Annotated in this window: 20 protein-coding genes and 1 tRNA gene; 15 read left to right on the top strand and 6 right to left on the bottom strand. The window is 73.2% G+C overall.

Annotation, left to right across the window (positions count from 1 at the left end):
- The first annotated feature begins 26 nt into the window (after positions 1-26).
- Both phoR and phoP read left to right on the top strand, forming a co-directional pair.
- Positions 27-1,283, top strand: a complete 1,257-nt coding sequence (gene phoR / locus ACZ7JZ_RS29860; protein WP_470944730.1) for a two-component system sensor histidine kinase PhoR — start codon at positions 27-29, stop codon at positions 1,281-1,283.
- A 5-nt stretch (positions 1,284-1,288) separates the two neighbouring features.
- Positions 1,289-1,960 (top strand): two-component system response regulator PhoP, encoded by a 672-nt coding sequence (phoP, locus tag ACZ7JZ_RS29855; RefSeq protein WP_470944876.1) that lies wholly within the window; start codon positions 1,289-1,291, stop codon positions 1,958-1,960.
- 127 nt (positions 1,961-2,087) lie between these two features.
- Here phoP and ACZ7JZ_RS29850 read toward each other — a convergent pair whose 3' ends face one another.
- On the bottom strand, positions 2,088-2,723 hold the full coding sequence (locus ACZ7JZ_RS29850) for a copper chaperone PCu(A)C domain-containing protein (RefSeq protein ID WP_470944727.1): 636 nt from the start codon (positions 2,721-2,723) through the stop codon (positions 2,088-2,090).
- A 680-nt stretch (positions 2,724-3,403) separates the two neighbouring features.
- Between ACZ7JZ_RS29850 and ACZ7JZ_RS29845 the strand changes: the two genes are divergently transcribed.
- The 6 genes from ACZ7JZ_RS29845 (at position 3,404) to ACZ7JZ_RS29820 (ending at position 10,025) form a co-directional block, all read left to right on the top strand.
- Positions 3,404-3,886: a CarD family transcriptional regulator gene (locus tag ACZ7JZ_RS29845; protein ID WP_003953493.1), complete on the top strand. Its 483-nt coding sequence runs from the start codon at positions 3,404-3,406 to the stop codon at positions 3,884-3,886.
- 414 nt (positions 3,887-4,300) lie between these two features.
- Complete coding sequence (gene ispD / locus ACZ7JZ_RS29840) at positions 4,301-5,056, top strand: 2-C-methyl-D-erythritol 4-phosphate cytidylyltransferase (protein WP_470944725.1); 756 nt, start codon at positions 4,301-4,303, stop codon at positions 5,054-5,056.
- On the top strand, positions 5,046-5,555 hold the full coding sequence (gene ispF / locus ACZ7JZ_RS29835; RefSeq protein WP_470944723.1) for a 2-C-methyl-D-erythritol 2,4-cyclodiphosphate synthase: 510 nt from the start codon (positions 5,046-5,048) through the stop codon (positions 5,553-5,555). The genes ispD and ispF overlap by 11 nt, the downstream gene beginning before the upstream one ends.
- 139 nt (positions 5,556-5,694) lie before the next feature.
- On the top strand, positions 5,695-7,098 hold the full coding sequence (gene cysS / locus ACZ7JZ_RS29830) for a cysteine--tRNA ligase (RefSeq protein ID WP_470944721.1): 1,404 nt from the start codon (positions 5,695-5,697) through the stop codon (positions 7,096-7,098).
- Between the two features lie 86 nt (positions 7,099-7,184).
- The gene (gene rlmB, locus ACZ7JZ_RS29825; protein ID WP_470944720.1) at positions 7,185-8,141 is read left to right on the top strand and encodes a 23S rRNA (guanosine(2251)-2'-O)-methyltransferase RlmB; all 957 of its coding nucleotides are present in this window, start codon (positions 7,185-7,187) and stop codon (positions 8,139-8,141) included.
- Between the two features lie 285 nt (positions 8,142-8,426).
- Positions 8,427-10,025, top strand: a complete 1,599-nt coding sequence (locus tag ACZ7JZ_RS29820; RefSeq protein ID WP_470944718.1) for a DoxX family protein — start codon at positions 8,427-8,429, stop codon at positions 10,023-10,025.
- 168 nt (positions 10,026-10,193) lie between these two features.
- On the opposite strand, the gene ACZ7JZ_RS29815 is transcribed toward ACZ7JZ_RS29820, so the two are convergent.
- The 4 genes from ACZ7JZ_RS29815 to ACZ7JZ_RS29800 form a co-directional block, all read right to left on the bottom strand.
- The gene (locus ACZ7JZ_RS29815; RefSeq protein WP_470944716.1) at positions 10,194-10,952 is read right to left on the bottom strand and encodes a nucleotidyltransferase family protein; all 759 of its coding nucleotides are present in this window, start codon (positions 10,950-10,952) and stop codon (positions 10,194-10,196) included.
- Positions 10,953-11,020: 68 nt separating this feature from the next.
- Entirely contained in the window at positions 11,021-11,437 is a 417-nt protein-coding gene (locus ACZ7JZ_RS29810; protein WP_470944714.1) for a hypothetical protein, read from the bottom strand.
- Positions 11,438-11,475: 38 nt separating this feature from the next.
- Complete coding sequence (locus ACZ7JZ_RS29805) at positions 11,476-13,149, bottom strand: hypothetical protein (RefSeq protein WP_470944713.1); 1,674 nt, start codon at positions 13,147-13,149, stop codon at positions 11,476-11,478.
- A gap of 97 nt (positions 13,150-13,246) precedes the next feature.
- Positions 13,247-14,335, bottom strand: a complete 1,089-nt coding sequence (locus ACZ7JZ_RS29800) for an ABC transporter ATP-binding protein (RefSeq protein ID WP_470944711.1) — start codon at positions 14,333-14,335, stop codon at positions 13,247-13,249.
- A 193-nt stretch (positions 14,336-14,528) separates the two neighbouring features.
- On the opposite strand from ACZ7JZ_RS29800, the gene ACZ7JZ_RS29795 reads away from it, so the two are divergent.
- From ACZ7JZ_RS29795 to ACZ7JZ_RS29780, 4 genes are all read left to right on the top strand, one after another.
- Positions 14,529-14,602: transfer RNA gene (locus ACZ7JZ_RS29795), tRNA-Thr, on the top strand.
- 123 nt (positions 14,603-14,725) lie between these two features.
- Entirely contained in the window at positions 14,726-16,462 is a 1,737-nt protein-coding gene (locus tag ACZ7JZ_RS29790) for an FG-GAP repeat domain-containing protein (protein ID WP_470944709.1), read from the top strand.
- Positions 16,463-16,697: 235 nt separating this feature from the next.
- Positions 16,698-18,392, top strand: coding sequence for an FG-GAP repeat domain-containing protein (locus ACZ7JZ_RS29785; RefSeq protein ID WP_470944707.1), 1,695 nt, complete (start codon positions 16,698-16,700; stop codon positions 18,390-18,392).
- Between the two features lie 125 nt (positions 18,393-18,517).
- A complete protein-coding gene (locus ACZ7JZ_RS29780; RefSeq protein ID WP_470944704.1) occupies positions 18,518-20,392 on the top strand; it encodes an FG-GAP repeat domain-containing protein in 1,875 nt (624 codons plus the stop codon).
- A 165-nt stretch (positions 20,393-20,557) separates the two neighbouring features.
- Here ACZ7JZ_RS29780 and ACZ7JZ_RS29775 read toward each other — a convergent pair whose 3' ends face one another.
- A complete protein-coding gene (locus tag ACZ7JZ_RS29775) occupies positions 20,558-21,997 on the bottom strand; it encodes an NAD(P)/FAD-dependent oxidoreductase (RefSeq protein WP_470944702.1) in 1,440 nt (479 codons plus the stop codon).
- 225 nt (positions 21,998-22,222) lie between these two features.
- Here ACZ7JZ_RS29775 and ACZ7JZ_RS29770 point away from each other — a divergent pair, with 225 nt between their 5' ends.
- The 3 genes from ACZ7JZ_RS29770 to ACZ7JZ_RS29760 are packed head-to-tail and all read left to right on the top strand — an operon-like array spanning position 22,223 to position 24,783.
- Positions 22,223-23,218, top strand: coding sequence for a quinone oxidoreductase family protein (locus tag ACZ7JZ_RS29770; RefSeq protein ID WP_470944700.1), 996 nt, complete (start codon positions 22,223-22,225; stop codon positions 23,216-23,218).
- Positions 23,219-23,278: 60 nt separating this feature from the next.
- Complete coding sequence (locus ACZ7JZ_RS29765; RefSeq protein ID WP_470944699.1) at positions 23,279-24,313, top strand: aminoglycoside phosphotransferase family protein; 1,035 nt, start codon at positions 23,279-23,281, stop codon at positions 24,311-24,313.
- Complete coding sequence (locus tag ACZ7JZ_RS29760; protein ID WP_470944698.1) at positions 24,310-24,783, top strand: GNAT family N-acetyltransferase; 474 nt, start codon at positions 24,310-24,312, stop codon at positions 24,781-24,783. Before ACZ7JZ_RS29765 ends, ACZ7JZ_RS29760 begins: the two co-directional genes overlap by 4 nt.
- Positions 24,784-25,183: the final 400 nt, after the last annotated feature.

Genomic DNA, 25,183 nt, shown 5'->3' with positions numbered 1-25,183 from the left:
TCGTCGCGCCTGCTTAACCTGGACACATGGACGTGAACGCGGCGGTCGCCGCAGCGGCTGCGATCGCCGGGTTGTGCACCGGTGTCATCGCCATGCTGGCGTTCCGCTGGAGCGAGCGCGACCAGGCCCGCCCCACGCGGAGCGCCATGCGGCCGGACATCAACGCAATACTGCCGCCGGGGGTGGACACGGTGCTCTCCGTGCTCCGCTCCTCGGCGGTGGTGCTCGACGAGGCCGACAGCGTCGTCAAGGCCAGCTCCGCGGCGTACGCGCTCGGACTGGTCCGGGGCGGGAAGCTCGCCGTGGAGCCCATGCTCCACATGGCGCGCTCCACCCGCCGCGACGGGGAGATACGGCAGGCCGAGCTGGACCTCCCGCGCCGCGGCACGGGCCGCGGCGAGGCCCTCGCGGTCTCGGCGCGCGTGGCCCCGCTCGGCTCCCGCCTGGTGCTGCTCCTGGTCGAGGACCTCACGGAGGCCCGCCGGATCGAAGCGGTGCGCCGCGACTTCGTCGCGAACGTGTCCCACGAGCTGAAGACGCCCGTGGGAGCGCTCTCCCTGCTCTCCGAGGCGGTCATGGACGCCTCGGACGACCCCGAGGCGGTCATCCGCTTCGCCGGCCGGATGCAGATCGAGGCCACCCGGCTGACCAACCTCGTACAGGAGCTCATCGACCTCTCCCGGGTGCAGAACGACGACCCGCTGGAGGACGCGGAGCCCGTACGGGTGGACACCCTGGTCGCGGAGGCCGTGGACCGCTGCCGGCACACCGCCTCCACCAAGCAGATCACCATGGCCGCGGGCGGCACCGCCGACCTGCGGGTCTGGGGCAACCGCAGCCAGCTCGCGGCGGCCCTCGGCAACCTGGTCGAGAACGCCGTCAACTACAGTCCCGCTCGCACCCGGGTCGGCATCGCCGCCCGCCGGGTGGCCGCCCCGGGCGGCGACTTCATCGAGATAGCCGTGACCGACCAGGGCATCGGCATCCCGGAGAAGGACCGGGAGCGCATCTTCGAGCGCTTCTACCGCGTGGACCCGGCCCGCTCCCGCGCCACCGGCGGTACGGGCCTCGGCCTGGCCATCGTGAAGCACGTGGCCGCCTCGCACGGCGGCGAGGTCACGGTGTGGAGCTCGGAGGGCCAGGGCTCCACCTTCACCCTGCGGCTGCCCGAAGCCGCGGACCCGGGCGGCCGGGCCGCCCAGAACCCCGCCTCCGGAACCGCCGCCGTGCACTCCGCGTCCCCCAACGAACCCGTCATTCCTGCCCCGGAGGTCCTTCCGTGACCCGTGTGCTCGTCGTCGAGGATGAGGAATCCTTCAGCGACGCCCTGTCCTACATGCTCCGCAAGGAGGGCTTCGAGGTCGCGGTCGCCGCGACCGGGCCCGACGGCCTGGACGAGTTCGAGCGCAACGGCGCCGACCTGGTCCTCCTGGACCTGATGCTGCCGGGCCTGCCGGGCACCGAGGTCTGCCGCCAGCTGCGCGGCCGCTCCAACGTCCCCGTGATCATGGTGACGGCCAAGGACAGCGAGATCGACAAGGTCGTGGGGCTGGAAATAGGAGCCGACGACTACGTCACCAAGCCCTTCTCCTCGCGGGAGCTGGTCGCCCGCATCCGCGCGGTGCTCCGCCGCCGCGGAGAGCCGGAGGAGGTGGCCCCGGTCGCCCTGGAGGCCGGCCCGGTCCGCATGGACGTGGACCGGCACGTGGTCACGGTCGGCGGGGCGAAGGTGGACCTCCCGCTGAAGGAGTTCGACCTCCTGGAGATGCTGCTGCGCAACGCGGGCCGCGTACTGACCCGCATGCAGCTGATCGACCGGGTCTGGGGCGCGGACTACGTCGGCGACACCAAGACCCTCGACGTCCACGTCAAGCGCCTGCGCGCGAAGATCGAGCCGGACCCGGGCGCCCCGCGCTACCTGGTCACGGTCCGCGGCCTGGGCTACAAGTTCGAGCCGTAAACCGCGGGCCGCGGGCCGCTCGGCGCAAGCCGTAGGCCGCAGCCCCCAGGGTTCATCAGGCACAAGAGGAGGGCCCCACCCGGGATCGGGTGGGGCCCTCCTCTTGTGCCTCAGGCGGTACGGCGGCTCACTGGCCGGCCTCGGCGCCCTGGGAGGCCTCACCGGAAGGCGAGCCCGACGGGGAGCCGGAGGGCGAGCCCGAGGGGCTGCCGGACGGGGTGGCGGTCGCGGTCGCGGCCGGGACCGGGCGCTCGGTGGGGCCGAACTCGTCGAAGTAGCCGGTGGCCGGCACCACGAAGGCCTGCAGCTGCACGTCGCCGGTGCGGCTCAGCTTGAAGAGGACGTCCTGCGCGTCGCCGTCCTTGACGGACTCGCGGCCGTTCTCGATGACGGCGGTGGCGTTGCCCTTGCCGCCCAGGATCACGGAGCCGCCGGCGGGGACGACGACCTTGCCGGAGCCGGTCGCGGCGGTCAGCTTCACGGTGCCGGAGCCGCCGGGCAGGGTGATCGACTCCAGGACCTGCGGCTCGATGCCGGAGTTGAAGAGGGTCGCGGACACGACGGCCGGGCCCTTCGCCTCCTTCTCGGGCTGCGTGATGACCAGAGCGTTCTGGATCTTGATCTCGCCCTTGGTGATCTCCGGGTTGTCCGGCTTGATGCCGAGCGTCTGCGCGTCGTTTCCGGCACCGCAGGCGCTGAGAGAGGCGATCGAGAACACGATGGCGGCGGCGGCAACGGCGCCGCGTCGAAGGGTCCGGCTCACGGCGGCGGCATCTCCTAGGACGTACGTACGGACGAGGCAGTTCGGGGGCTCCGCCAGTGGAGGTAAAGCCGCCCTAAGGGTGTGTCAGCGGGCTTAGGTTACCGAGCCGCCGCCCCGGGCCCGCACCCGACCCTCCGCGAGGGGCGGCACGCCTGCGGGCCGGGCGGAGGCCGCCCCCGCCCGGCCCGGCCCCGATCCGGGGGCCCGCCGGGGCGATCTTGCATTCCGTGCCGCCTTCGCATATCGCGCACAAATCGCGGCTGATCAATTTCCGGCCGTCTTCCCGTCGCCTTCCCGCCGTCTTCCGGTCGTCTTCCGTCCCGCTTCCCCCACCGGACCGCTATTCCCGTAACGGGGACGATGATCAATTCGCGATTGGGCCGGAACGCGCCCCGCACGGGCGGCCGCCAGTCGAACGGAGTAGTTCGGTTTCCCCTCTCCGAAACCGGCAAAACGGGACGTACATCACAGAGGCGGGGTCGCCCGGGAGGCGTAACGTGGTCGTTTCACCCCGTGCCGACAGCCGCTCCGACCTGCGAATACCCCCTTCCGGAACCCTGCCGCAGCACGTCCGTGTCGCTGTTGTCAAGCCCCGAGATAGGCCCTGACCTGCGAAAACGCCATTCATAACAGTCCGTTCTCGTGTTACTCTGGATAGCCACGGAAGGGGTACCTGTCACATGACGTTCAAGGTTGGCGACACCGTGGTCTATCCCCATCACGGGGCCGCGCTGATCGAGGCCATCGAAACTCGCCAGATCAAAGGCGTGGACAAGACCTACTTGGTGCTCAAGGTCGCGCAGGGTGACCTGACGGTTCGTGTGCCCGCGGACAATGCAGAGTTCGTCGGCGTGCGCGACGTAGTCGGCCAGGACGGGCTGGACCGGGTCTTCGAGGTGCTGCGCGCACCGTACGCCGAGGAGCCGACGAACTGGTCTCGTCGCTACAAGGCAAATCTGGAGAAGCTCGCCTCGGGCGATGTCATCAAGGTCGCGGAAGTCGTCCGTGACCTGTGGCGTCGTGAGCGCGAGCGCGGACTGTCCGCCGGCGAGAAGCGCATGCTCGCCAAGGCGCGCCAGATCCTGGTGAGCGAACTCGCGCTCGCCGAGAACACCAACGAGGACAAGGCCGAGGCCCTCCTCGACGAGGTCCTCGCGTCCTGACGCGAGGTGCACTCGACAGTCGTGCCGCGGTGCCCGGAGACGGGCCTCCCCACCGGATCCCCAAGGATCCACCGGAGAGGCCTGTCGCCGGGCGCTGCGGCATCTCTGTACCCGCGCCCGCCACGCCCGCTGTACCCGACCGGGCCGCACGCACCCCCGAAGCCCTGAAGGCGCACACCCCTGACGGCACGCACTGCTGAAGGAGCGCACCACCGGCTCCCGGTACGCACCACGCGGGCCCACGGCGCCCGCGCCCCTGCGCCACGCGCCCGACCGGTCGTCACGGAAGGGCCCCGGTCAGGGCGTCGCACCCGGCACTGCCCCGACCACCGGCCGGGGGTACCTCCCAGGCCATACCCACGTCTGCCGAAGCCACAAACCTGGCCGCCGGCACCGTAATGCACGGAGCAATCGATGTCTGACGCGTCCGACGCACCGCGCCCCACCCGCACCGCCGCCGTCATCCCCGCCGCCGGCCGCGGGGTCCGCCTGGGCCCCGGCGCACCCAAGGCGCTGCGCACCCTCGGCGGCACCCCCATGCTCGTCCACGCCGTCCGCGCCATGGCCCGCTCGCGCGCCGTGTCCCTGGTCGTCGTAGTCGCCCCGCCGGACGGCGCCGCCGAGGTCAGGCACCTCCTCGACGAGCACTCCCTGCCCGACCGCACCGACATCCTCGTCGTCCCCGGCGGCGACACCCGCCAGGAGTCCGTCCGCGCCGGACTCGACGCCCTCCCCGAGGCCGTCACCGCCGTCCTCGTCCACGACGCGGCCCGCCCCCTGGTCCCCGTCGACACCGTCGACGCCGTGATCGAGGCCGTCCGCGACGGCGCCCCCGCCGTCGTCCCCGCCCTCCCCCTGGCCGACACCGTCAAGGAGGTGGAGCCGCGCACCGGCGGCGCCCCCGAGCCGGTCGTCGCCACCCCCGAGCGGGCCCGGCTGCGCGCCGTACAGACCCCGCAGGGCTTCGACCGGGCCACCCTCGTCCGCGCCCACGAGACCGTCGCCGTCAACGGCGAGGGCGCCACCGACGACGCCGGAATGGTGGAAAAGCTCGGCGTGCCCGTGGTCCTGGTGCCCGGACACGAGGAAGCCTTCAAGGTCACCCGTCCCCTGGACCTCGTACTCGCCGAGGCCGTACTCGCCCGCAGGAGGGCCACCGATGCCTACTGACCGACCGCTGATCCCCCGGGTCGGCACCGGCACCGACGTCCACGCCTTCGAAGAGGGCCGCGAACTGTGGTGCGCGGGCCTCCTCTGGGACGAGGCCGCCAGCGGGGGCTACGGCCTCGCCGGCCACTCCGACGGCGACGTCGCCGCCCACGCCGCCTGCGACGCCCTCTTCTCCGCCGCGGGCGTCGGCGACCTCGGCGCGCACTTCGGCACCTCCCGCCCCGAGTGGTCCGGCGCCTCCGGAGTCACCCTCCTGGCCGAGGCCGCCCGGATCGTCCGCGCCGCGGGCTTCGAGATCGGGAACGTGTCCGTGCAGGTCATCGGCGTACGCCCGAAGGTCGGCAAGCGCCGGGACGAGGCGCAGAAGGCCCTCAGCGCCGCCGCCGGAGCCCCGGTCTCCGTCTCCGGCACCACCACCGACGGACTCGGCCTCACCGGCCGCGGCGAAGGCCTCGCCGCCATCGCCACCGCCCTCGTCTACGAAGCACCCGCCAGCTGACCGCAGCCATCCCCCGAGTCCCGGGCCCCGAAGGCCGCCCCTGCCGAAATCTCCGCCCGTGCGGGCATTCGGCGACAAACCGCCCCGCGTCCCGAGAAGGGTCGCGGGGCACTCCCGCAGGAGCACTACCCTGGATGCCGTGACTATTCGCCTGTACGACACCAGCGCCCGGCAGATCCGCGACTTCACCCCGCTCGTGCCGGGCTGCGTCTCGATCTACCTCTGTGGCGCGACCGTGCAGGCCGCCCCGCACATCGGGCACATCCGCTCCGGACTGAACTTCGACATCATGCGCCGCTGGTTCGCGTACCGCGGCTACGACGTGACCTTCATCCGGAACGTCACGGACATCGACGACAAGATCATCGCGAAGTCGGCCGAGCAGGGCCGCCCGTGGTGGTCCATCGGGTACGACAACGAGCGCGCCTTCAACGACGGCTACACCGCCCTGGGCTGCCTCCCGCCCACCTACGAGCCCCGCGCCACCGGCCACATCACCGAGATGGTCGAGATGATGCGCGGGCTCATCGAGCGCGGCCACGCCTACGAGGCCGACGGCAACGTCTACTTCGACGTCCGGTCCTTCCCCGGCTACCTGAGCCTCTCCAACCAGGAGCTGGACAACCTCCTCCAGCCCTCCGGCGAGGGCGAGACCGGCAAGCGCGACCCCCGCGACTTCGCCATGTGGAAGTCCGCCAAGCCCGGCGAGCCCTCCTGGGAGACCCCGTGGGGCCGCGGCCGCCCCGGCTGGCACCTGGAGTGCTCGGCCATGGCGCACAAGTACCTCGGCGAGGCCTTCGACGTCCACGGCGGCGGACTCGACCTGATCTTCCCCCACCACGAGAACGAGATCGCCCAGGCCCAGGCCTTCGGCGACGCCTTCGCCTCGTACTGGGTGCACAACGCCTGGGTCACCATGAGCGGCGAGAAGATGTCCAAGTCCCTGGGCAACTCCGTGCTCGTCTCCGACATGGTCCAGCGCTGGCGCCCCATCGTCCTGCGCTACTACCTCGGCACCCCGCACTACCGCTCGATGATCGAGTACAGCGAGGAGGCCCTGCGCGAGGCCGAGACCGCCTTCGCCCGCATCGAGGGCTTCGCCGAGCGGGTCACCGAACTCGCCGGCAAGACCGTCGAGCCGGCCGCCGAGGTCCCGCCCGCCTTCGCCGAGGCCATGGACGACGACCTGGGCGTCCCGCAGGCCCTCGCGATCGTCCACACCACCGTCCGCCAGGGCAACAGCGCCCTCGCCGCCGACGACAAGGAAGCCGCCGCCGCCCGCCTCGCCGAGGTACGGGCCATGCTGGGCGTCCTCGGCCTCGACCCCCTCGACCCCCAGTGGGCCGGCCGGGAGGGCGACCGCGGCGAGGAGCTGCACGGGGCCGTCGACACGCTCGTACGCCTCGTCCTCGACCAGCGCGAGGCCGCCAGGGCCCGCAAGGACTGGGCCACCGCCGACGCCATCCGGGACCGCCTCCAGCAGTCCGGGCTCGCCATCGAGGACAGCCCGTCCGGACCCCGCTGGTCCCTCGGCACCCGCTGAGACCGGCTCGCTGTGCCGCCCGGCCCGCCGGGCGGCACACTCTTCATACGTACGTATCGCAGTGCCAACGAAAACAGGTAGAGGTCATGGCCGGGAACAGCCAGCGCAGGAACCGCCGCACGTCCAACAAGAAGGGCGCCACGGTCGGCAGCGGTGGCCAGCGGCGCAGGGGCCTGGAGGGCAAGGGCCCCACGCCCAAGGCGGAGGACCGCAAGGGCCACAAGGCCTTCCGCGTCTCCAACGCCATCGCCCGCCAGGCCGCCAAGCGCCGCCCCGCCCCCCGCCGCGGCGGCCCCAAGGGCACCAGCGAGATGGTCGTCGGCCGCAACCCGGTCTTCGAGGCCCTGCGCGACGGCGTCCCCGCGACCACGCTGTACGTGCAGCAGTTCATCGACAACGACGAGCGCGTGCGCGAGGCCCTGAACCTCGCCCAGGCCCGCGGCAACATCAACCTGATGGAGGCGCCGCGGCCGGAGCTCGACCGCATGACCAACGGCCTCAACCACCAGGGCCTCGTGCTCCAGGTCCCGCCGTACGAGTACGCGCACCCCGAGGACCTCACCGCCGAGGCCTACGACGAGGGCGCCGACCCGCTGATCGTCGCCCTCGACGGGGTCACCGACCCCCGCAACCTCGGCGCGATCGTCCGCTCCGTCTCCGCCTTCGGCGGGCACGGCGTGGTCATCCCCGAGCGGCGGGCCGCGGGCATGACCGCGGGCGCCTGGAAGACCTCCGCGGGCACGGCCGCCCGTACGCCGGTCTCGCGCGTCACCAACCTGACCCGCGCCCTCCAGGACTACAAGAAGGCCGGCCTGACGGTCGTCGGCCTCGCCGCCGAGGGCGAGCACGAGCTGCACGACCTGGAGGCGCTCGGCGGGCCCGTCGTCATCGTCGTCGGCTCCGAGGGCAAGGGCCTGGGCCGCCTCGTCGGCGAGACCTGCGACTACCTCGTCCGCATCCCGATGCCGGGCGGCGCCGAGTCCCTCAACGCCGGTGTCGCCGCCGGCGTAGTCCTCTACGAGGCCTCCCGCCGCCGCGCGTAACCGGTCCCGGGCCGTTCCCGGGGCTCCGCCCCGGACCCCGTTCCGTGCGCTCCGCGCCCGGTGCGCTCAATCGCCGCGGGCTTGATGGTGCCGCAGCAGGCGGCACCATCAAGCCTCGCCGGCGTTTGAGGCGCGGGGTCTGGGGCGGGGCCCCAGTTCGGGAAGGGGCGGGGTGGGGAACAGGCCCCGCGCAGCGGGGGGCCCGCGGCGGCTTGGCCGGATCTTGACGGGTCTCGGACATCCGGGCTGTCAAGGCAGTGTCCTAAACACTCATCACTCGGTTAGATGAGTGTGGACACCAGAACGCCCAGGTTCGACGAACAGCCCGCGCTGAGCATGGTGAAGGTGCCGTGCGACCCGGCGCAGGTCATCGTCAACCACGCCAGCTTCCGCGTGCAGCTCGCCGCCTCCGCCCGTCGGCCCGTGCCCCCCGCCGGCCCGCTCCGGGCCCCCGCGTCGGGCGGCGGCATCGCGGCCATGGCCGGGGCCTCGGTACGGACCCGCCGCCGCACCCCCGTCGTGTGGAGCGGCAAGTCCGCCGACACCGCCGCCACCGGCGGCCTCCTCCAGGCCGTCCGCGAGGCCGGCATCAACGCCCGCCCGGGCGACGGCGGTACGACCCAGGTCATCCCCCGCATCGACCTGGCCGAGGACACCATGCCGACGCCCACCGTCATCGGGCAGCGCACCCGCGGGTACGAGGACGAGGACACCCAACTCATCGCCCCCGTGGTCGAGTTGGACACCGCGTACCCCAACGACCCGTACGGCGGCCGCGGCCGCTTCGGCAGCGGCCCCGGCACCGACGAACTCGGCGCCGCAGAAGCCGCCGAGGCCGCCGCCTACCGCCGCAGCCAGGCCGGCCCCGCCGACCCGGACCGCCAGGGCTACTACCCCGGCCGCCGCATGAACCTCGGCGTGGTCCTGCTCCCGCTGCGCGTGTTCCTCGGCTTCATCTCCATCTACGCCGGCATGGGCAAGCTCTGCGACCCCGTCTACTTCGACGGCGGCGAGCGCGGCTCCATGGTCACCTGGCTGCGCACCCTGCACCCCTGGGCCCTGGCCGAACCGCTGCGCGACTTCGCGCTCTCGCACCCGGTGGGCGCGGGCCTCACGGTGGCCTTCCTCCAGGTCATCGTGGGCGTACTGACCGTCTTCGGGCTCTGGCAGCGGTTCGCCGGCGCCATCGGCGCCCTGCTCTCGGCGGCCCTGCTGATGACCGTCAGCTGGAAGACCGTACCGGCGTACGACGCGCCCGACATCATCTACCTGGCCGCATGGAGCCCGCTGATCATCGCCGGCGCCCCGGTCTACTCGCTCGACGCCCGCCTCGCCGGAGAGGCCTGGCGCACCCTCGGCCCGCGGTCCGAACTGTGGGAGCTGCGCCGCCGGGTGCTGCGCCGCGGCACCATGCTCGCCACCGTCCTCATCGGACTCACCCTGCTCGTCGGCTCGCTGCTCGGCGGCGCCGTCCGGTCCACCACCGTGGTCACGGTGCCCGGCCCGGACGAGGCCCCCAGCAACTACCTGCCGGGCCAGCCGCTGCCGCGCGAAGAGGCCCCCAAGCAGACCCGCAAGGCCTCGCAGGCCCCCGTCGAGCGCTCCGAGCCCTCGGTGGCGCCCTCCACCGCCCCCGCCACCCGGGAGGGCACCCCGGACGCGCCCGCCCGCCGCACCAGCCCGGGGGCCGAGTCCCCGACGGCGACCCGCGGCACCGGCGGCGGTTCGACCTCCCCCGGCCAGAACACCCCCCGGCCCCCCTCCTCCGGATCCGGCGGTCCGAGCTCCTCGGGCGGCACCACCGGCGGCACCACCGGCGGTACCGGAGGCGCGCAGGAGCCGGTCGAAGAGAAGCCCGGACTCGTCGGAGGACTCCTGGGCTGACACGGCGCCACGGCGTCACAACGGAAGGGCCCCGGCAGCGGGATGCTGCCGGGGCCCTTCCGCGTCCGCCGCGCCCGCCCGGGAAGGCGGCGTGGGCTCCCCGAGGCCCGGAAGGCCCCGGAAGGCCCGGAATGGGCCTCAGGGCGGCCCGGAAAGCGCCAGGAGCCCTCAGGAGGCCCGCTGGGCCGCGAGCTCCTTCGCCGCCTCCGTCAGGTCCTTCGCGGTGTCGATCGCCCGCCAGTAGGCGCCCTGGGGCAACGGGAAGCCCGCCAGGCGGCGTTCGCGCGCCAGCCGCGGGAAGGTGGTCCGCTCGTGGTCGCCCAGATCGGGCAGCAGCGAGGCGAACTCCGCCGAGAACACGTACACGCCCGCGTTGATGAGGTACGGCGAGGGCGGGGACTCGATGAAGTCCAGCACGTGCCCGAACTCGTTGGTCTCCACGGCCCCCCACGGGATCCGCGGCCGGGCCAGCGCCAGCGTCGCCGTCGCCGCCCGCTCCTCGTGGAACGCGGCCATCTCGCGCAGCGAGAAGCGGGTCCAGATATCGCCGTTGGTCGCGTACCAGGGCCGGTCGGGGTGCGGGAGGTGCGCGGCCGCGTACTTGAGCCCGCCGCCGCGGCCGAGGGGCTCCGTCTCGACGACGGTGGTGACGCGCAGCGGCAGGTCGGTCTTCGCGAGCCAGTCCTGGAGGACCTCGGCGAGGTGCCCGCAGGACACCACGGCGTCGGTGACCCCCTCGGCGGCCAGCCACGCCAGCTGGTGCCCGATGATCGGGACACCCGTGCCGGGGATCTCGACCATCGGCTTCGGCCGGTCGTCGGTGTACGGGCGCAGCCGCGAACCCTGGCCGCCCGCCAGGACCACTGCCTGGGTCGGGGCGGCCGAGAACGCGGCCGCAGGGTCTGCTGTGGAGGGGTCTGCGGTCATGCCCCGCAGCCTATGCGGGGCAGATCACGGACCGGTGAACGTCGGACGGGAACGCCGCCGGGCCCGGCTCAGCCGAACGAGGCCACGCCCGAGGCGAAGGAGGTGTCACAGGCGGGCCGGGAGTACGTCTGCGCCTTCGTCGGCCCGTAGATGTCGGCGGCGGCACGGCCCAGCGCCTTGGCGATCTGGCCGCAGTAGCCGGCGAGCGACGGGCGCCGGTCCACTTCCTTCTGGAGGCTCGTGAGGACGACGCCGGGGTCCTTGCGCTCCTGGAGCTCCCCGAGGAGCTTGTCGCGCAGCACCTCGTGCGGGGCGCGGACCTTGGCGGGCACGGACACGTCCTCGGCGGCGGCCGTGAGCACCTGCGACGAGGAGGAGGTGTCCGCCCAGGGGACCATGGTGACCGCGAATGTCCCGGAGAGGACCAGGACGACGGGCAGGACCAGGGCGAGGGATCGGCCGATACGGCGGGCATTGTGGGTCACGAGGGCGAGAGTAGCGCTCGGTGCGGATTTGGCGACATTTAGTCACCCTGTCGGGGGACGGTTCGACGTGGCTTTTCGAATGGGGTGTTGACGTACGCCGCTCGAAATGCCCCTTCTGCCGGGGTATTTGTCACACTGGGCGCGATGTGCGCCGCAAGCGCTCCCGCACCCGGCAGGTCCGGCAGCGGAACCCGCCGCCAGGGCCGAGCGTACCCCGGCACCACCCGCCCCGAAACGGAAAGGAACACCACCGGGCGTGTCAGAGCCGCCCGTTGGAGCCCCGCCGCACCGATGCTCCCGTCGTGCCCGCCCACTTGGCGCGACGCACACCCCAGCCGGAACGCCACCCGCACCGCCTCGTACCCGCTCACCACGCACGGCGGACGCACCCCCTGCCCCCGAAGCTCCGCCGCCACCCGGCCGAACGCCACCCGTCCGGCCCGGGACCGGTCGGCCGCACCGGCCAGCACCGCGTACTGCACCGCCGCATGCCCCGCCAGACCGAACGCCACCACCGCGGCGACCACCGGCACCGTCCGCGCCCCGCCGGGACGCACCAGCCCCGCCAGCCGCACCACCCCCGCCCCCGCGGGCAGCGCCAGCAGCGCGTACGCCGGAAGCAGGAAGCGCGGAGCCGCGTAGTCGATCAGGAACAGGTACGGGAACGCCAGCACCGCCCCCGTCACCGCCGCCCACCCCAGCACCGGCCGCACCGGCCGCAGCACCCGGCCCCCCGCCGACAGCCCCACCGCCACCACACACGGCAGCAGCAGCCACCACAAAGCCGTCACCGGCCGGTCGAAGGGCACCCCGCACGGTCGGCACAGCGTCCGCCCCGCCAGCGCCCGCACCTGGTCGTCCACCGCGAACGCCCACCCGAACCCGCCCTGGACCTCCCCCGCCCGACCCACCCGGGCCCCCACCCCGCCGTACCGCAGCCGCGCCTCGACCAGCCACGGCAGCGCACCCAGCAGCGCCCCGCCCGCCACCGCCGCGGCGAGCACGGCGGCCGAGGCGGGCCGCCGGCTCCGGGACCGGCCGCGGGCGGGCGCGAGGTCGGGAGCGAGGGCCGGGGTGAAGGGCGACAGCGGGGAGGCCGCCGGGGCCCGGCGCAGGTGCAGCAGCCCGGCGGCGGCGAGCAGCGGCAGCGCCAGCCAGACGGCGTCACCGGGCCGCACCAGGGCGACCAGGGCCGTGCAGGCGGCGAGGCCCAGCGGGGCCCGCCGCAGGAGGAAGCCCGCGGCGGCGAGGGCGCCGTACGCGGCCCAGAGGTTCGGCATCGCCTGGGACCCGTACAACAGGGTCACCCACAGGCTCGCGAACAGGGCGGCGGCGGTGGTGACCACCGGGGCCGGCAGCAGGGGCCGCCAGACCCGGAAGGCGAGCCACAGCCCCAGCCCGGACAGGAGCGCCAGCCAGATCCGCAGCACGGCCGGATCGGCCGACAGGAGGGCGGCGGGAGCCGCGAGCAGGGTGATCCCGCGGGCGCGCGGCGCGCTGAAGAAGGCCGCGGGGGAGTCCGGGGCCACCTGGCTGACGTACACCGTCTCGTCCCAGCCGAGGCCGGAACCGGGGACCACGGCGATCAGCTGGACGGCGGTGTAGGCCAGCGCGACGGCGGCCAGGCCGCGGGAGCCGGGGGCGGAGCGGGGGCCGGTGCGGCCGGCCGCGGCCGCGGCGGGGTGCGCGCACGGGCCGGATACGGGAGCCATGCCCCCACGCTGCGACGGAACGGCCGCCCGGACCACTGCTGCGGTCCGGACGGCCGTACGGGGCGCCCCCCGGGTCAGTCGGAGGGCGCGCGCCGGGTCAGTCGGAGAGGCGCGCGCCGGTGGAGGTCGAGAACACGTGGCTCTCACCGCCGCGCGGCACCACGTGCAGGGTGGCGCCCTTCTCGGGGACCTCGCGGCCGTTCACGCGGACGACCAGGTCCTGGGTGGAGCCGCCGACCTCGGCGGTGCCGTAGACGTAGCCGTCGGCGCCGAGCTCCTCGACCACGTTCACGGTGACGGCCAGGCCGCCCTCCGAGACCAGGTCGAAGTGCTCCGGGCGGACGCCGACGGTGACCGTGCGGTCGCCCTTGTCGGCGGCGGCGGACAGCGCCTCGCGGGAGACCGGGACCAGGCTCTCGCCGAACTTCACGCCGCCGTCCGCGATCGGGACCTCGACCAGGTTCATGGCCGGCGAGCCGATGAAACCGGCGACGAAGAGGTTCGCGGGGCGGTCGTACATGTTGCGCGGGGTGTCGACCTGCTGGAGCAGACCGTCCTTCAGCACGGCCACGCGGTCGCCCATGGTCATGGCCTCGACCTGGTCGTGGGTGACGTACACGGTGGTGATGCCCAGGCGGCGCTGCAGGCCCGCGATCTGCGTACGGGTGGACACGCGGAGCTTGGCGTCGAGGTTCGACAGCGGCTCGTCCATGAGGAAGACCTGCGGCTGGCGGACGATCGCACGGCCCATCGCGACGCGCTGGCGCTGGCCGCCGGACAGGGCCTTCGGCTTGCGGTCGAGGTACTGGGTCAGGTCGAGGATCTTGGCCGCCTCCTCCACCTTGGCGCGGATGGTGGCCTTGTCGACCCCGGCGATCTTGAGCGCGAAGCCCATGTTGTCGGCGACGGACATGTGCGGGTACAGCGCGTAGTTCTGGAACACCATCGCGATGTCCCGGTCCTTCGGCGGCAGGTGCGTGACGTCGCGGTCGCCGATGCGGATGGCACCGCCGTTGACGTCCTCGAGACCCGCGAGCATCCGCAGGGAGGTGGACTTGCCGCAGCCGGACGGGCCGACGAGGACGAGGAACTCGCCGTCCTCGATGCCCAGCTCGAGCGCGTCGACGGCGGGCTTGTCAGCCCCGGGGTACAGCCGGGTCGCCTTGTCGAAAGTGACAGAAGCCATGGTGATGCGTCCCTCCACCGGCAGGAACGTGCCGGACGATCCGAGTAAAGGAATGAATGGGTCTAGTCCACCTGAGCGGACTGCGCCCGACGGTACCCCGCCGCCCCGCTCCCTGTCAGCACCCCCGGCCCGCGGGGTGCTGTGAGAATTTCCGTCGGACTCCCTCCCGGCCCTGGGTACACTGCACGGACGTGCCTCCTTAGCTCAGCTGGCCAGAGCACCGCTCTTGTAAAGCGGGGGTCGTCGGTTCGAACCCGACAGGGGGCCCTGCCGTGAGGGGCCCCGGGTGTCTGCACCCGGGGCCCTTTCGCATGCGGGATCGCGCCACCCTCGCGGAGTGGCCGGATCGGGGCGTGTTAGCGTCCGCCGGTCTAGTTACTAGGGGGAAACATGCGCAGGTACGCGGGCGCCGGGGTGGCGCTGGCGGTGCTGGTGGCCGGTGGGGTTGTCGGGGGCTCGGTCGCGGTGGCGGCGCCGGATCCGACGTACTACTTCGACCCGGTCGTGGACCAGGTGCTCATGCCCGGTGAGGGCTGGGGCGAGCTGGCGCCGGGGGCCACGGGCGGTGAGGAGAGCGGGGAGGCCGACGGGACCTGGGTCTACGCGATCAGCCGCAAGCCGCTCACGGACGCCGCCTGGGCGAACGGCGGGCTGCCGGCCGGGCTGAAGGCCGACTGGTCCGACTACTCGGACAGCTGCAAGGCGAAGGCCGGGCTCACCGGTGTGTTCCTGTGCACCGTCAAGGGCAACGGCGCCCACCCGGGTCCGCGCGTCTCGGCGGCGGGCACGGCCGCGCACGGGACCAAGGCGTACTACAGCCTCGTGTACGTGCCGCGCGGTGCGGACCTCAACAAGGGGATCAAGGAGGCGCAGACCGCCGCCTCCCGTCCGGTCGACGGCCGGCACGCGCACGCCGTGGTCGAGGTGAAGAGCCTGGCGCACGTCCGGCAGAACACGATGACGCCGAGCGCGCCGACGCTGCCCGCGGGCGGCACGGTGCAGCACACCGTGAAGCTGCACGCGGTGGACAAGGGCTACCTGGGGATCAGCTTCGTGCCCGCGCCGGGCTACCGGAACTGGGACCTGGGCGAGCTGAAGGCGCAGGTCGCCTCGGTCGCGGCCACCGGTCCGGCCGGGGGCGCGGAGTGCGACCACGCCACGGGCGAGCTCGGCTGGGGCCACGAGGTCCGCTGCCGCGTGAGCAGGCCCGGGGACTACACGGTGACGTACGCGCTGAAGGCCGCCGCGGACACCCCGGCGTGGAAGCTGCGCGCCGACATGGCGTACGAGGTGTACAACTTCGGCACGTACAACCCGGCAAAGACGGCCGACTTCGCGGTCAGCAGCCCGAAGCCGGTGGTCCAGCGGTACCGGCTGGTGGGCCGGGACTCCTCCGGGGAGCTGTGGGACTACACGGGTACGGGCAAGGCATCGCCGCTCTTCCGGGACGTGAACCCGGTCGGCTGGCTGCAGAACTGGAACGCCTACTCGGCGCTGACCCGTCTGGGTCCGGTGACCGTGCAGAGCACGGGGCCGGGTGCGGTCGGGCGGGACAAGGCGGGGGTGCTGTGGTTCCACCCGGTGAGCGGGGACGGCGGGATCTACAAGGGCCGCCTGAAGGTCGGGGCCGGCTGGAACATGTACAACTCCGTGGTGGGCGGCGGTGACCTGACCGGCGACGGGAAGGCCGATCTGCTGGCCCGGGAGACCGGCGGGGTGCTGTACGTGTACCCGGGTACGGGTACGGCGTCGAAGCCGTTCGGCGGCCGGGTCAAGGTCGGTGCGGGCTGGAACGCCTTCAACTCGCTTGCGGGCGGGGCCGATCTGACCGGTGACAGGAAGCCGGACCTGCTGGCGCGCGAGGCGAACGGGAAGCTGTGGCTGTACCCGGGCACGGGTGTGGCGTCGCGGCCGTTCGGTGCGCGGGTGCAGGTCGGGACGGGCTGGCACGTCTACAACTCCGTCGTGGTGCCCGGTGACCTGGACTCCGACGGCCGGGCCGACTTCGTGGCCCGGGACGCGGCCGGGGTGCTGTGGTTCTACAAGGGCACGGGGGCGGCTGCGGCCCCGTACGCGGCGCGGGTGAAGGTCGGGGGCGGCTGGCAGCGGTACAACCTGCTGTTCTGAGCCGTTCAGCTCCCGGGCAGGTTCCCGTTTCCGTTTCCGTTCCTGTTTCCGTTTCCGGGCTGGAAAGCGCCCCCCGTCCCTTGTGGGCGGGGGGCGTTACTTTGTAACGAAAGCCTGTGTTATACGGTCCGCGCACGCCATGAGGGGAACATGGCGTTGCAGCGGCAGCACATGCCGTCTTCACGTTGTGGAGCGCTACATGCGCGAAGTGCGCGGAATGTTGGGACGGGGCGCAGTGCGTCTCGGTGTGTTCGGGGGAGCGGCGGCGCTGGCTGCCGCCGGTGCGGTACCCGCGATCGCCGCCGGGAACGACGACTACGCCTTCACGTTCAAGGAGCACGTGGTGCCGCCCGGCGAGGGTTCGATGGCGCTGCTGCGCCCGGACACGGTCGACGGGCGGCCCGACGGCACGCTGGTGTTCGCGATGTCCAAGGCGCCGCTGACCGATGCGTCCTGGGCGAAGGGCGGGCTGCCGGCCGGGATGAAGGCCGTGCTGGGGGACGATGCCTGTACGGCTTCGCCCACCGTCGCGGGTGTGTACCTCTGCCGGACGGGTGAGGACACGGGGTTCGTGGGTCCGGCCGTGACGGCCGGGGAGTCGGTGAAGAACCTGACCCGGCTGCACTTCGGGGTGGCGTACGCGCCCCGCGGTTCGGACCTGAAGGCTGCGGTGAAGAAGGCCCAGCTGGCGGGCAGTGCGCCGGTGAAGGGAAGGGTCGAGGCGCACTCGGTGACGGTGCTGACCGCCGCGCACGTGGCGAAGAACAAGATCACGCTGGCCCAGCCGGACGTTCCGGCGGGCGGTGAGGTCGCGCACACGGTGAAGGTGAAGGCCCTGGATGCGGGCACGTTGCAGCTGGGCTTCGGTCCGGGCCGCGGCGAGCGTCCGTGGGAGCCGGGTGAACTGAAGGTCGAGATCGTCTCGGTCAAGGGCGGTGCGGGTGCCTCGAACTGCACCTTCCCGCGCGGTGAGCTCGGTTACGAGGGCATCTCCTGCGATGTGGCGGCCCGTGGCACCGAGGTGTCGGTGGCGTACAAGCTGAAGGCGGCGCCGACCTCGCCGGCCTTCCGCATCGATGCGAGTGCCGCGTACCAGGTGTACACCTCGGGCTGGGGTGAGGGCTCGTCCGCGCAGGGCGGGTTCGGGGTCAGGAGCAAGGTCCGGGTGACCGAGCGGAACCTGCTGCTGGCGCGGGACAAGACGGGCAAGCTGTACGTGCACGCGGGTACGGGCAGGGCGCCGAAGGTCTTCGGGCCGGGTGACGTGTTCGGTGAGGAGTGGGCCAAGTACACGGCTCTCGCGAAGCTTTCGCCGGTCAAGGTGCAGATGACGGGCGGTCCGGTGGTCGCCCGGGACGCGGCCGGTGTGCTGTGGAACTTCCCGGTGGACCCGGACTCGGGCGGCTTCTGGGAGCCGAAGAAGGTCGGCGCGGGCTGGAACATCTACAACTCCCTTACGGGTGTGGGTGATGTGACCGGTGACGGCAAGGCGGACCTGCTGGCCCGGGAGCCCTCGGGTACGGCCTGGCTGTACGCGGGCACGGGTGTCGCGGCGAAGCCGCTGGCCCCGCGCGTGAAGCTGGGTGCGGGCTGGCAGATCTTCAACTCCCTTACGGGTGCGGGCGATGTGACCGGTGACAAGAAGGCGGACCTGCTGGCGCGGGATGCGGCGGGCACGGTGTGGCTGTACAAGGGCACGGGTGCGGCGGCCAAGCCGTTCGCCCCGCGGGTCGAGCTGGCGAAGGGCTGGCAGGGCTATACGGCCTTCTCGGCGCCGGGTGACCTGGACTCCGACTTCAGGGGCGACCTGGTGGCGCGGGACGCGTCCGGTGCGCTGTGGCTGTACAAGGGCACGGGCAAGGAGGCGGCTCCGTACGCGGAGCGCGTGAAGATCGGAAACGGCTGGAACAAGTACGCCGATCTGCTGTAGACCTACCGGTCGGTAGATCTGCTGGGGCGGACCCCGGTGCGGTGTGGCCGCGCCGGGGTCCGCTCCGCGTCCGGTTGCTTCGACGGGGGTTTCTCATGCACGAGCACCTGCACAGGTACAGATCCGTGCGCGTACGGGTTCCGGTGGCCCTCGGCGGGGCCCTGGTGCTCCTCGGTACGGGCGCGCTGACGGGGGTCGCGGCTGCGGGCCCTGCGGGGGGCGCCGGCGCCGCCGCCCGCAACACCTTCCGTATCGGGTCGGCCGTGGACGTGGTGATGCGCCAGGGCGACGGTACGGGCGTGGCGCCGCGGCCCGTGGCGGGCGGCAGCGTACGGGCCGAGGGCACGTTCGTGTACGCGGTCAGCCGCAAGCCGCTGACCGGGGGCCCCTGGACCGGCGGCGCCCCCGCCGGGATGTCCGTCAGGGCGGCGGCCGCGGGGGACTGCACCCCGCGGGCCGGGGTCGCCGGGGTGTTCGTGTGCCCGGCGAAGGGGCGTACCGCCTTCCCGTCCCCGGTGGTCTCCGCGGACGCGCGGGCCGCGCACGGGACGACCGCGTACTACGGGGTCGCGTACGTGCCCGTCGGCGGCTCCCTGGCCAAGGGGGTGGCGGCGGCGCAGGCGGCCGGCACCGGAGCGGGAGCAGCGGAGGGGCTGAGCGCGGCGGGCACGGTGACCGTGAAGACCCCGGCGCTGGTGGCCCGCAACCGGATCGCGCTGTCGGTGCCGCAGGTGCGGGCCGGGGGTTCGGTGACCCAGTCGGTGACCGTGCGCGCGGTGGACGCGGCCCGGCTGCGGCTGACGTTCGCGCCGACGGCCGGGCAGCGGGCCTGGGACTACGCGGAGCGGGACGTCCGGGTGGCGGAGGTGTCGGCCGGTCCGTCGGCCGCGTGCGCGCCGACCCCGGCGCCGGTGCCGGGGCTGGAGTGCGCGGTGGCGCGGCCGGGTGAGGTCACGGTGACGTACACGCTGGCGGCCGGGGCCTCGATGAAGGCGTGGAAGCTGGACGCCCGGGCGGTGTACGAGGTGTACACGGACGGGGTTCCGGCGGATCTGCCGTCGGGTGCGGTGGGTGCGGGGCGTGTGGCGGGTGCGGTGGGTACCGCGGGTGCCGTGCGTGCCGCCGGCGGGTCGGCGGCCGATGCCGACAATCCGCGGGCCTCGGCGGGCTTCCGCGTCGTCAGCCCGTACCCCGTGCGCGACCGGCACCGGCTGCTCGCGCGCGGGAAGGACGGCCGGCTGCGGGTGCTGGAGGGCACCGGGAATCCGGCCGACCCGTTCCGCCCGCTCGCCGGGCACGCGGGCGAGGGCTGGGCGGCGTACGACCGGCTGACCAGGCTGGCCCCGCTCACGGGGCGGGGTTCGGGCGCCGGGCTGGTGGCCCAGGACAAGGGCGGGGTGCTGTGGTGGTACCGCCCCGTGCAGGAGGTCGCGCCGGGCGTCCCGGCCGCGGCGGGCGTCCTGCGCAAGCCGGTGCGGGTCGGGGCGGGCTGGCAGGTCTTCGACGCGCTCGCGGGCGCGGGCGACCTGACCGGCGACAGGAAGGTCGACCTCCTGGCCCGGGACCGGGGCGGGGTGCTGTGGCTGTACGCGGGTACGGGCGACGTGGCGAAGCCGTTCGCGCCGCGGCTGCGGGTGGGGGCCGGCTGGGAGGCCTTCCGGGCGCTGGCGGGCGCCGGGGACCTGACGGGTGACCGGAAGCCGGACCTGCTGGCGCGGGACGCCTCGGGCGGGATGTGGCTGTACGCGGGTACGGGCGACGCGGCGAAGCCGTTCGCGCCGCGGGTGCGCACCGGGCTCGACGGCAGCGGCTTCCGCGCCTTCACCGTGCCCGGCGACCTGACCGACGACGGGCTGGCCGACCTGGTCTCCCAGGACCGGCAGGGGGTGCTGTCGCTGCACGCGGGGACGGGGGACGCGGCGGAGCCGTTCGCGGAGGCCGTGCCGGTGGACCGGTGGTGGGACCAGGGGATGGTGGCGGGGTTCGACGTGCTGCTGTGAGCGTCTGCTGCGACGGTCTGCTGTGGCGGTCCGCTGTGAGGGTCTGCGTGACGGTTGTGCTGTGACGGTGCTGCCGGGTGGTTGGACGATGCGGCGGGCCCCGGGTGTGAGCCGGGGCCCGCCGTCGTCCGCAGCCCGTGGGCTGTGGCCGCCGCGGGCGGTCCGTCAGTGCCTGCCCGAGATCCGGTCCGCGATCCGCGCCAGCGGGGTCGTCTCCGCCGTGTGCGAGGCGGCCTCGCGGCGGTCGGCCTCGCGGTAGGCGGCGTACAGGGCGTGGACGCCGAGCCAGCGGAAGGGCTCCGGCTCCCAGCGGCGGACCTTGTGGTTCACCCAGGGCAGGGAGGTCAGTTCGGTGTCGCCGCCCTGGCCCGAGTCCTGCTGGATCAGGTCGCGCAGGGTGCGGGCCGCGAGGTTGGCGGTGGCCACGCCGCTGCCGACGTACCCGCCCGCCCAGCCGAGCCCGGTGGACCGGTCCAGGGTGGCCGTCGCGCACCAGTCGCGGGGTACGCCGAGCACCCCGGACCAGGCGTGCGCGATGCCGGTGCCCGCGAGCTGCGGGAAGAAGCGGACCAGGAGCTCGCGCAGCGCCTCGACGGTGGCGGGCTGCGTCCGCCCGTCGTTGTCCGTGCGCGAGCCGAACCGGTACGGGACCCCGCGGCCGCCGATCGCGATGCGGTCGTCGGCGGTGCGCTGGGCGTACATGTACGCGTGGGCCATGTCGCCGAGGGTTTCGCGGCCCTCCCAGCCGAGCTCCTCCCAGACGGCCGCCGGGACGGGGTCGGTGACGACCATGGAGGAGTTCATGGGCAGCCAGGAGCGCTTCTGGCCCTTGAGGTTCGCGGTGAACCCCTCCGTGCAGCGCAGCACGTACGGGGCGCGGACCGTGCCGTACGGGGTGACGGCGCGGCCCTTGGCGATCTCCGTGACCGGCGTGGACTCGTAGATGTCCACGCCCAGCCGCTCGCAGGTGGTGGCGAGGCCCTTGGCGAGTTTCACGGGGTGGATGCGGGCGCCGTGCGGGGTCCAGGCGGCGCCGACGACCCCGGAGACGCGGATGCGCTGGGCCGCCTCGCGGGCGCCGAGCAGGAGGCGGTCGCTCTCGCCGAACTCGGTCTCGGCCCGGTGGAAGGCCTTGAGACGGGTGAGTTGGGCGGGGGTGTACGCGACTTCGAGGACGCCGCCCTGGTGGACGTCGGCGTCGATGCCCTCCTTGGCGGCGGTGTCGACCACCTCGGTGACGGTGGCGTTCATGGCCTGCTGGAGGCGGACGGCGGCGTCGCGGCCGTGCAGTGCGGCGTAGCGGTCGCGGCCGGCGATGCCGTTGTAGAGCCAGCCGCCGTTGCGGCCGGAGGCCCCGTAGCCGCAGAACTTCTGCTCCAGGACGGTGACGCGGAGGAAGGGGGCGGCCTGCTTGAGGTAGTACGCCGTCCACAGGCCGGTGTAGCCGCCGCCGACGATGCAGACGTCGGCGGTGGTGTCGCCGGGAAGGGGCTCGCGGGGCGGCGGGGTGCCGTCCTGGGCGTACCAGAAGGAGATGCCGCCGTTGACGGGGACGGTGCCGGCGGCGTTGGCGGCGGGGGGCGGGCTGGGGATCTTGCGCGTCATGGGGGAGTGCTACACCGCGATCCGCATGTGTGTCCAGAGTCGGCCATGTGGCCGAGGTGGGGTGGGTGAAGATCGAGTACGGGTGTTGGAGGGGGTTCTGTAGGGCGTGCTCCGGGTGTCCCCCTCGGGCAGCACGACGCGGTAGGGGCCGCGGGCTGGTCTGCCGACCGGGAATCGGATCGCCCCCAACGGAGTTGGTGGGGATGAGTCGATACCGGAGGGGCCATGCGAGCGATACAGGTGTACGAAGTGGGCGGTCCCGAGGTGCTGCGGGAGGCCGAGGTGGACCAGCCGCGGCCGGGTCCGGGCGAGGCGGTCGTGGAGGTCGCCGCATCCGGGGTCAACTTCCTCGACGTCTACCACCGCGAAGGCCGGTACAGCCTCCCGCTGCCCTTCACCCCGGGTGCCGAGGGCGCCGGCACGGTCGTCGAAGTGGGGCCCGGCGTCGCTGATGTCGCAGTCGGGGACCGGGTCGGCTGGGTGGAGACCCCCGGCACGTATGCCGAGCGGGCCGTCGTGGATGCCTCCCGGCTGGTGCCGCTGCCCGACGACATCGGATTCGAGACGGCCGCCGCCGTGCTCCTCCAGGGCATGACCGCGCACTACCTCGTCAAGGACGCCTACCCGGTCCAGGGCGGCGACACGGTGCTCGTCCACGCGGCTGCCGGTGGCATGGGACTGCTGTTGACCCAGCTCATCACCCACCTCGGCGGCAGGGTGATCGGCACGACGTCCACCACGGAGAAGGCCGAGCTGGCGCGGCGCGCCGGGGCCGCCGAGGTGATCCTCTCCTCCGCGGTCGACGATCTCGCAGCCGAGGTGAGGCGGCTGAGCGGCGGTCAGGGACTGCCGGCCGTCTTCGACGGCGTCGGCGCGCACACCTTCGATGCGAGCCTTGCCAGCCTGCGACCCCGCGGTCACCTCGTGCTCTTCGGCGCGGCAAGCGGCGCCGTGCCGCCGTTCGATCCGATGCGGCTCGCCCACGGCGGTTCGCTGACCCTGATCCGGCCCAGCCTCGGGGACTACATCGCCGACCGGTCCGAACTGCTCCGGCGGGCCGCCGAGGTGTTCGAGTGGGTGCGCTCCAAGGCGCTCGAGGTGACCGTGACGGGCCGCTACCCGCTGTCCGAGGCCGCCCGGGCCCACAGCGACCTGGAGGCCCGGCGCACCACCGGCAAGCTGCTCCTCATACCTGGCGCGGCTGCTGCTACGGGCCTCTAGGCCGTAGGCCGGGCAGCCGGGCGGATTCTGTGGGGCGGTTCCCCCGCCTAGGGTGGTTCCGTGATCGAGATCCCGCAGGAACTGGTCGACTCGCAGCTCGAATTCAACGGCGAGGCCGGACGCCTCTTCATCGAGGGTCTCCCCGCGCGCGCCGCGGAGCTCCTGGAACGCTGGGAGCTGGCGCCCGCGGGTCCCTCCCTGTACGGCATGTGCTCGCTGGTCCTGCCCGTGGAGCGGCGTACGGACGGGCTGCCCGCCGTACTCAAACTGCAGCTGGTCGACGAGGAGACCGAGGGGGAACCGGCCGCGCTGCGCGCCTGGGCGGGCGACGGCTGCGTACGGCTCCTCGCACACGACCAGGGCACCGGCTCCATGCTCCTGGAACGCCTCGACTTCCACCGCCCCCTCTCCGCGGCGCCCGAACCGGAGGCCGTACAGGTCCTGGCGGAACTGCTCGCCCGGCTCACCGCCGTCCCCGCCCCCGCCGGGCTGCGGCGGCTGGACGAGGTGGCGGAGGCGATGCTGGCGCAGGTCCCGGAGGCGGTACGGACGGTCGGCGGCCCCCGCAGCGAGGCCGGCCGGCTGCTGCTGCACTGCGCGGGGGCGGTCCGGGAGGTCCTGGGCGAGGGGGTGGGTGGGGGTGTGGGTGCGGATGTTGGTGCCGGTTCCGGTCCCGGTGCGGGTTCCGGTCCCGGGGCCTCACTCCTCCACTGGGACCTCCACTACGACAACGTCCTGCGCGCCGAGCGCGAGCCCTGGCTCGCCATCGACCCCAAACCGCTCGCCGGAGACCCCGCCTTCGAACTCCTCCCGGCCCTCGTCAACCGCTTCGACCCGGACCGCGTGCTCTGGCGCTTCGACCTGCTGACCGAGGTCATGGGCCTGGAGCGCGAACGGGCGCGGGCCTGGACCCTGGGGCGGGTGCTGCAGAACCTCCTGTGGGAGGTCGAGGACGCGGACGACGACCAGGATGACGACGGCGGCGATGGCGGCCCGGTCGAGAGCAACGGCTTCGAACTCCCCGAGGTGGAGATCAAGATCGCACAACTCCTCCTCCCCTCCCCCTCCTCCCTTCCCTCTAGGCTTCGAGCATGATCCGCAAGGCAACTCCCGCAGACGTCAGCGCCCTTCACGCGATGATCCGCGAACTGGCCGAGTACGAGAAGGCGCTGGACGAAGTCCACGCCACCGAAGAGCATCTGCGCGAAGCGCTGTTCGGCGAGCAGCCGGCCGTCTTCGCCTACATCGCGGAGACGGCCGAAGGCGACACCGCGGGCTTCGCCCTGTGGTTCCTCAACTACTCCACATGGCTGGGCGTCCACGGCATCTACCTCGAAGACCTCTACGTACGGCCGGAGTTCCGCGGCGGCGGATACGGCAAGGCCCTGCTCACGGAACTCGCACGGACGTGCGTGCGCCGCGGCTACGGCCGCCTCCAGTGGTCCGTCCTGAAGTGGAACGAACCGACCATCCGCTTCTACGAATCCCTGAACGCCGTCCCCCAGGACGAATGGGACGTCTACCGCCTGGAGGGCGCCCCCCTCCAGTCCCTTGCCGCGCCCTGACCGCTGCACGTCCTGCCCGGGGTTCGGGGGTCTGCTGTGGGCCGGGGTCTCCACCCCCGCCCCGGTGTTCCACCTGCCCGGTGTTTGCCCACCACCCCCGAGGCGGGGTCGGGGGTACGGGATCAGCGCCAGGCCGGGGTCTCGCCCCCCGCCCCAGCGTTCCGCCCGACCGGTGTTTGCCCGCCGCCCCCGGGGTGGTCCGGGGGTACGGGATCAGCCCCGGGCCGGGGTCTCGCCCCCTGCCCCAGCGTTCCGCCCGACCGGTGTTTGCCCGCCGCCCCCGGAGTGGGCCGGGGTACGGGGATTAGCCCCAATGTTGGTGACTTAAGTTCTGTCCTGCCGAGTGATGGTGACGGTGTCAGGTGCGGGTGGTGTCCCGTTGCGATGCTCGGCTCGTTTG

Source organism: Streptomyces sp. NPDC038213 (assembly GCF_055600495.1).
Note: the sequence above shows the minus strand (reverse complement) of the source record. Positions and strands in the feature narration are given on the sequence as shown.

Coding starts and splice junctions, on each gene's coding strand:
- rlmB (WP_470944720.1), top strand. CDS start 7,185: ATGGCCGGGAACAGCCAGCGCAGGAACCGCCGCACGTCCAACAAGAAG.
- ACZ7JZ_RS29760 (WP_470944698.1), top strand. CDS start 24,310: ATGATCCGCAAGGCAACTCCCGCAGACGTCAGCGCCCTTCACGCGATG.
- ACZ7JZ_RS29845 (WP_003953493.1), top strand. CDS start 3,404: ATGACGTTCAAGGTTGGCGACACCGTGGTCTATCCCCATCACGGGGCC.
- ACZ7JZ_RS29820 (WP_470944718.1), top strand. CDS start 8,427: ATGAGTGTGGACACCAGAACGCCCAGGTTCGACGAACAGCCCGCGCTG.
- ACZ7JZ_RS29775 (WP_470944702.1), bottom strand. CDS start 21,997: ATGACGCGCAAGATCCCCAGCCCGCCCCCCGCCGCCAACGCCGCCGGC.
- ispD (WP_470944725.1), top strand. CDS start 4,301: ATGTCTGACGCGTCCGACGCACCGCGCCCCACCCGCACCGCCGCCGTC.
- ACZ7JZ_RS29805 (WP_470944713.1), bottom strand. CDS start 13,149: ATGGCTCCCGTATCCGGCCCGTGCGCGCACCCCGCCGCGGCCGCGGCC.
- ACZ7JZ_RS29770 (WP_470944700.1), top strand. CDS start 22,223: ATGCGAGCGATACAGGTGTACGAAGTGGGCGGTCCCGAGGTGCTGCGG.
- ispF (WP_470944723.1), top strand. CDS start 5,046: ATGCCTACTGACCGACCGCTGATCCCCCGGGTCGGCACCGGCACCGAC.
- ACZ7JZ_RS29790 (WP_470944709.1), top strand. CDS start 14,726: ATGCGCAGGTACGCGGGCGCCGGGGTGGCGCTGGCGGTGCTGGTGGCC.
- phoR (WP_470944730.1), top strand. CDS start 27: ATGGACGTGAACGCGGCGGTCGCCGCAGCGGCTGCGATCGCCGGGTTG.
- ACZ7JZ_RS29800 (WP_470944711.1), bottom strand. CDS start 14,335: ATGGCTTCTGTCACTTTCGACAAGGCGACCCGGCTGTACCCCGGGGCT.
- ACZ7JZ_RS29815 (WP_470944716.1), bottom strand. CDS start 10,952: ATGACCGCAGACCCCTCCACAGCAGACCCTGCGGCCGCGTTCTCGGCC.